Below are 6,365 nucleotides of genomic sequence, written 5' to 3' on the forward strand. Positions count from 1 at the left end.
GCGGCGGTTGGGGTTAGCCCGCGACTTAGCGAGAACTTTGAATAACTTTGGTTTTGCCTACCAAGCTCAATCTCGCCTCGCTGGGAACAGTTCCTCCCAGAAACAACAAGCCCTAGAAAATGCCTACCGTAGTTTCCAAGAAGCCCTGGACCGGGTGGAATATCTCCGGGGTGAAATTGGCGCGGATAGTGAGGGCTATAAACGCAACTTTAATGAAGAATGGAACAAGGTTTATCGCGGCATGGTGGAAGTGTGCCTAGAATTGGGCAGATATCAGGATGCCATTGAATATGTAGACCGCAGTAAAGCCCGCAACCTAGTGGAACTCATTGCCACCCGCGATATGTACCCCGAGGGAGTGATTCCCGAGAACATCCGCCAACAGTTGCAATCTCTCAAAATCGGCATTTACCAAGAAGAACGCCGCCTGCAAGAGGAGGAAAACCCGAACTATACCCACCTCAACCAACTGCGGCAACAAAAGCAGGAACTCGAACCCTATCAACCCCTGCATTTTCAGGGGATGCAAGGGTTACTGGATGATGAAACTGTCATTTTGGAATGGTACATCCTGGGGGATAAATTCCTCACCTTCACTCTCACCAACCAAACCCTTGACCTCTGGACATCTTCCCAGGAAGACCGACAAAACCTCATCGACTGGACGAATACCTACATCAACGACTACCGCCGCAACAGCGAACAATGGCGAGACAGCCTCCCCCAACGCCTAGAAACCCTCGCCCAAATCCTGCACCTGGATGAAATCCTGCAAAACCTGCGGCAACAATTCCCCAACTGCCAGAAACTCATCCTCATCCCTCACCTGTTTCTGCACCTGTTCCCCCTCCACGCCTTACCTGTTGCCACAGAAGACGGTGAAGCCTACCTACAAGACCTGTTCCCCAAAGGCGTGGGGTATGCCCCCAACTGCCAAGTCCTGCAACAAGCCCAAAACCGACAACGCCCCGACTTTAACCGCCTCTTCGCCATCCAAAACCCCACCCAAGACCTCCAATTCACGGATATCGAAGTCGAAGCCATCCAATCCCTGTTTAACCCCCACCAAGTCCTCAAACATGACCAAGCCGAAAAAGCCGCCATTGATGGGGAAACCCTGAAAAATGCCCACTGTACCCACTTTTCCTGTCACGGCTATTTCAACTTCCGAGATGCCCTCAAATCCGCCCTCATCCTGGCTAAAAGCGAATTTACGCCCCCTCCCCCAACGGATGACCCCAGCCGCTATCTGTCCCTAGAAGACAACAAACTCCTCGACCTGGAAAAATGTCTGACCTTAGAGGATATCTTACGCCTTGACCTGACCCACTGCCGTCTTGTCACCCTCTCCGCCTGCGAAACGGGTATCACCGACTTCACCTCCACCAGTGATGAATATATCGGCCTCCCCAGTGGCTTCATTTTGGCGGGTTCTCCCAATGTGGTGAGTACCCTCTGGGCGGTGGCGGATATCTCCACGGCGATTTTTATGATTCAGTTTTATCAAACTCTCCAGCAGTCTGACCTGTCGGTGGTTCTGGCGTTGCGTCAGACTCAGAAATGGCTGCGGGAAGCGACGGTGCAAGATTTGTTAGAATGGGTTGATAGCTGTGCCGTGATTAGCCCAGAACGACGTAAGCAAATGAAACGAAAACTGACTTTTGGCGCTTGGAAAAGGAAACTCGATGCTAAACGGTTTGAGTCTCCTTACTACTGGGCAGCATTTTGCGCTATTGGAGCGTAAAATCTTGAGACTGCCCTCTTCTGTATTTTAGTCATTAATCCCGGTTAGGATAATTATGAACCCAGAAGACATTATCAGTGCTTTTCTCTCTGTTTGGGAACAACAACCAGAACTGTTTAATCATCCCGATGTTTCGGGCCGTTTAGGAGACTTGCAAAAGCAATTGGCTGAGTTAGAAACTGCATCTGATGAAGAAATAGCGGATTGTTTGGAAGATTGGTTTTCAGACTATGAGGCGATAACTGATGCCGTGGATGCAGCCAGCAGTACCCGCAAGGTGAGAGGGGCGAATAATGCGGGTCCCAAGACCGACGATCGCGCGGTGGTCAATCAATATCCTGAGATTACCGAAATCCTCCGAAACCGGGTTCCGAGAATGGGGACAAAAGAGGATAAATCGTGATGATTTCTATGACGACTCTAAAAAATCATCCGGTTTGGGACAATTTATCCGAGGGGGTTAAGGGTATTGATGCTAATGCTTTAGTTTTGGAGCATTTAGCATTATGTGATTATCAAATATCCGGCTATTGGGATGAAAGCGATAGCTTTTATGAAAATATCACCCTCCCTCGTCCTCTGTCGCCCCAACTCATCAGCAGTGGCGTGATTTTTACCGGAGACAAACGCCGCATTCAACTGAAATTCACCCTCAATCTCAAAACTGCTAACCCTCCCATTTCTATCGCAGAACTGATGTTAGTCTATGATGAAAACCTGGAATTGGTTGATGAAAATTGGCAAATCGACCTAAACTCGGAATTTATTAAAGTTTAAGCCACCAGGTAAAGGTAAAAAGTTTTTAGACCTTACAATTGATGATAATCAGTTATGATGAGAATTTTCGCCCCCAACCTCTATTTATGTGCGTATCATCTCCGCAAGGATAACACCCAGGGAGACACACACCCCCTCTGGGAAAACTGCGATCGCCTCCTCTCCCACTTCACCCCCAAGCAACTCAGTCCCCAACTCCACCTCGGGGAACATCGCATCCTCCTCCCCCCACCCCAAACGGAGATTAACTTCAACCTCAGCGACGAGTCTAACCTCGAAGGCTTTATCCAACCCGTCCAACTTCAAGATAGCTATGGCGTCTTTTTCAACATTGGCTATGACGAAGAAAACGACGAAACCGAAGATGTCAACCTAGAGAGTTTACAACAGTTTAATCCCCAGAATAGTCTCCACTTTCCCTTCAGTAGCGGTTTCCTGGGAGAAACCCTAATCCTAACCCTTTGGTTAACCCGTAAAACCCGACAACAAGACCTCGCTTATCTCAGACAACTCGCCAATAGTTGCTATCAACACCTATTCAACTGTTCCGACCCTCCATTATCTCGTCGGGGGGAGTTATTTGGGAGTTCTATTTTTGAATATGGAAATCCCCGAGAACCGGAGAAATCTCCCCAAGTTCTTATCTGGCTGTTTCGCGATGAAATTGCTGACCAAACTCTGCAAAACTGCTTTTTGGATATCTTTGACCTCTTCTTCTACCGCCATAAAGTCGTCAAAGCCTTTTATGACAGCCGCCACACCTATCAGAAACTCAAGCAATACTACGATAGCTTAGACCCCACCTTAGACGATATCCAATCTCAACTCGATCGCGCCGAACCCAATCCCCAAGACTCCACCTATCTCCAAGACTTTAAGACTCAGCTAAAAAAACTCTCCACCGACTCCCTCAGCTACGATCGCATCCTGCGAAAAATGAAAGATTTATTAACGACAATACACATAAATAGTAACAATTACAACAGCAAAATTGAGCGCATCTGTGCTATCCTAGAAACTGATAAGGAAGAACTATCATTTTTGCGCTATTTCGGAGAAGAAACCGCGCCGCAATTTCAGCAACAAATCGAAGCCGATTTAAGGTATTTTGACCAGGGAACCGGGTTAATCCGTCAGGCGATCGCCTCCATTCGTGCCATCGTGGAAATCGACCAAGCCCAATGCGATCGCACCTGGCAGCGTTGGGAGAAAAAGCGAGACCAACGACAACAAGAACTCCAGAAAAAAGCCGAAGCCAACGCCCAAGCCGAACAAGAACGACAACAACAGGCCAACCAAGACTTACAAGACCAAATCCAAGCCGTCGGGGTCGGAATTGCAGCCGGGGCGATTGTCGCCTCCACCTCCGGATTAGCCACGGAACCCTGGCAATTCCCCAGTAGCGATCGCCCCTGGCTTCCTCCCCACCCCTTTGTCATCGCCTTACTAGCCAGTGTCATCTGTTCCCTTGGCGGTTGGTGGCTTGCCAAAACCTTCATTCAAAAACGGCGATCGCAACCCTAACCCCCCAGAGAGCCTAACGAATAGCTAGGATTATCAAAGATAAAATTGAAAACTCGGCGTTTGATTGGCGAGCGATCGACTCATCAAAAAGGCTTTAAGATGGGTCTCCGCCGTTTGCGGGGGAAAATGTATAGCAAAATACAAATACCTGGAGAATCGAGAGCCAAAACCCCTGAAATCTCGTGAAGTCAGTTTTTCTGTCACCCTAAACGGCGAAGAGCCTTTAAGATGTTGTTGAAATTTGAATCGTCCTAAAGCTGTATCTCAGTCTAGCGTTAGAAGAACGAGATCGTCATCATATTGAACGTAAGCATTTGGATAAATTTCAACCCATTGCTTAATATACTGTTTGTAGTTTTCTAGCGATAATTTATCTTGACTATTTGTTATTGAATCTAAAAGAGGCGAGAGAGATGATTCAAATTTAAATAACAACCCCATCCCATCCCCAGAGTCATCAAAGAAAGAAAAGTAAAGCGATCGATCCTCGGTATAGTATTCAACTTGCAAATCTAAGGCATTTTTGTTACTATAATGAAATATAGCTTCAGAATGACACCACAATCCTTCATCAAAGTTATCGTTCATCGGATCTCTTTCCCATCCCGCTCCTAACAAACAAAACTTCCTCTCGATCTCTAATCTGCTGTTAGTTCATCTGCGATCGCTTCACAACCTACCTCCTCATCCTCTTCTTTAATATCCCCGGTATCTCCAAAATGCCGGGGATCTGGAGTTCAGAGATTAACGCGACGATTTTTTATGGTGAACGGCATTTTTTTAATATCTAAATAGATAATGATTTAAAGTCTATCTCCTCTTTGTAAGTCTCCTCAAAAATCAATCCGGCTTCTTCCTCTGCGAGATTCGTCAAACATTCCTTTCGTTTAAAAATTTTGCCATTCGGTTCAGCTACACACCAATAATAGGGATCTCGAACATCTGAATCGCGATCGGGTAAATCCGTCGCGACATAAATTTTCAACTCTCGAGCGAGATCTCGAGCGATTTCCCATTGGGATTTTTGAGGATTCACTGAGGGATGCCAAGCGAGGTTAATTCCCAGCAAGAAACCAGAATTATACTCAGACACTGAGAGAAATCCTAAAGCTTTTTCACTGAGGCATTCTAAAGATTCGACTTCAAATCCTACGAGTCTAGATAAGATATATAAAAGTTTTTGAGTTGTGATTTTTTGGGAAAGATAAAATTGCAGATCCCGCATTATCCCATAATAGATTTACTGCGATATTATTGAACTAGCTTCTGGTCGCGTTTCATTTGTTCCTTTAACATCCTCATATACTCTGCTTTAACCTTTTCAGCCTCCTTAATCGTTCCTTTTTCGGGTAAGTCGAGGCGTGCATCGCGAAGTTGAGCGACGACCGATGTAATTTCTTTAGTAATTTCTCGACCTTTGGCTTTTGCTCCCGCTTTGCGCTTGGAATCGTTTTGACTTTGAGATTCTTTTTGAATAGCCTTCAACTGGCTTTGTAATTTTTTGAGATTACTAAGAAGCCGAGAAATTGCCCGTCCTTTTTCTTGGTTTTCCTTGGCTTTCCCAACCCAAAGGTTATCTAAATCGTTAAATTTTTCAATCAGGTACTTCCTTGCAGCTTTTAGGATATCAGCTTTTTTCTTCGATTTGGGTTTAAAGCCGAGATTTTTAAGGACTAAATCGGCGCGATTGTAGGTTTTGCCTTGAAGCTTGTGTCTCAGGCTTTTATAAATGGTTTCAAAGGGGACTTGATGTCTTCGATTATATCCAGGCTTCAGCTTATGACCATCATGAAATTTTGGATATTTTTGCTTCAGGATTTTCTTGGTTGATTTTCTCCAAGATGGACGTTTTTTAATGGTCGTGAGTGAAGTTCCATCGATAACTTCTTTCTTTTCTCCTTTCTTTGTACCTCCACAGGCCACATACTGATAATCCCAAGTGTCTCCGCCATCGAATCGTCTTCGATAAAAAAGCCGATGGTGGTTTCGAGGAGAGAGAGTTTTGGGGGTTTAACATGGTTGCGATCGCTTTGATTATCGTCCATATTCTCATCCATCGCCCCGACAAATTCCGACGCCGCGTCGAAGATTTCTCGAGAAAATGACTGTGTCACTTGACCGAGATTGGCTTCGGTAAAGTCGGAAATAAACTCGAGAATTCCCTGACTGAGTTGTTCAGTGTCGGGGGTTTCTGAGGTTAACGTTTCGGGTTTGAGATAGGACCACAGGGTTCGATAACTCACGTCTCCCGAGGCTTGAGGTTGGCTGACAGACAAACACAACCAACTTTCGGTATCGAGTAAAGCGGCGTCGGGTTGGG

8 protein-coding genes are annotated in these 6,365 nt (G+C 45.9%); 4 read left to right on the forward strand and 4 right to left on the reverse strand.

Annotated features, from left to right (window positions below; translation table 11 throughout):
- The 4 genes from ACP5D4_RS20555 to ACP5D4_RS20570 all read left to right on the forward strand — a co-directional run.
- On the forward strand, positions 1-1,744 hold a 1,744-nt coding region (locus ACP5D4_RS20555), incomplete at its 5' end, for a CHAT domain-containing protein (RefSeq protein WP_428013481.1).
- 55 nt (positions 1,745-1,799) lie between these two features.
- Positions 1,800-2,147 (forward strand): hypothetical protein, encoded by a 348-nt coding sequence (locus tag ACP5D4_RS20560; protein WP_428013482.1) that lies wholly within the window; start codon positions 1,800-1,802, stop codon positions 2,145-2,147.
- Complete coding sequence (locus ACP5D4_RS20565) at positions 2,147-2,521, forward strand: hypothetical protein (RefSeq protein ID WP_428013483.1); 375 nt, start codon at positions 2,147-2,149, stop codon at positions 2,519-2,521. Before ACP5D4_RS20560 ends, ACP5D4_RS20565 begins: the two co-directional genes overlap by 1 nt.
- Before the next feature lie 54 nt (positions 2,522-2,575).
- Positions 2,576-4,045, forward strand: coding sequence for a hypothetical protein (locus tag ACP5D4_RS20570; RefSeq protein ID WP_428013484.1), 1,470 nt, complete (start codon positions 2,576-2,578; stop codon positions 4,043-4,045).
- Positions 4,046-4,309: 264 nt separating this feature from the next.
- Here ACP5D4_RS20570 and ACP5D4_RS20575 read toward each other — a convergent pair whose 3' ends face one another.
- From ACP5D4_RS20575 to ACP5D4_RS20590, 4 genes are all read right to left on the reverse strand, one after another.
- Positions 4,310-4,633 carry a hypothetical protein gene (locus ACP5D4_RS20575; RefSeq protein WP_428013485.1) on the reverse strand — a complete coding sequence of 108 codons (324 nt, stop codon included), beginning with the start codon at positions 4,631-4,633 and terminating at the stop codon, positions 4,310-4,312.
- A 199-nt stretch (positions 4,634-4,832) separates the two neighbouring features.
- Positions 4,833-5,270 (reverse strand): hypothetical protein, encoded by a 438-nt coding sequence (locus ACP5D4_RS20580; RefSeq protein WP_428013486.1) that lies wholly within the window; start codon positions 5,268-5,270, stop codon positions 4,833-4,835.
- 26 nt (positions 5,271-5,296) lie between these two features.
- Complete coding sequence (locus ACP5D4_RS20585) at positions 5,297-5,968, reverse strand: hypothetical protein (RefSeq protein ID WP_428013487.1); 672 nt, start codon at positions 5,966-5,968, stop codon at positions 5,297-5,299.
- Positions 5,857-6,365: hypothetical protein (locus tag ACP5D4_RS20590; protein ID WP_428013488.1), on the reverse strand; the 509-nt coding region annotated here is incomplete at its 5' end. The genes ACP5D4_RS20585 and ACP5D4_RS20590, both read right to left, overlap by 112 nt.

Source organism: Baaleninema sp. (assembly GCF_049974805.1).
Taxonomy (GTDB): Bacteria; Cyanobacteriota; Cyanobacteriia; order Cyanobacteriales; family Geitlerinemataceae; genus Baaleninema.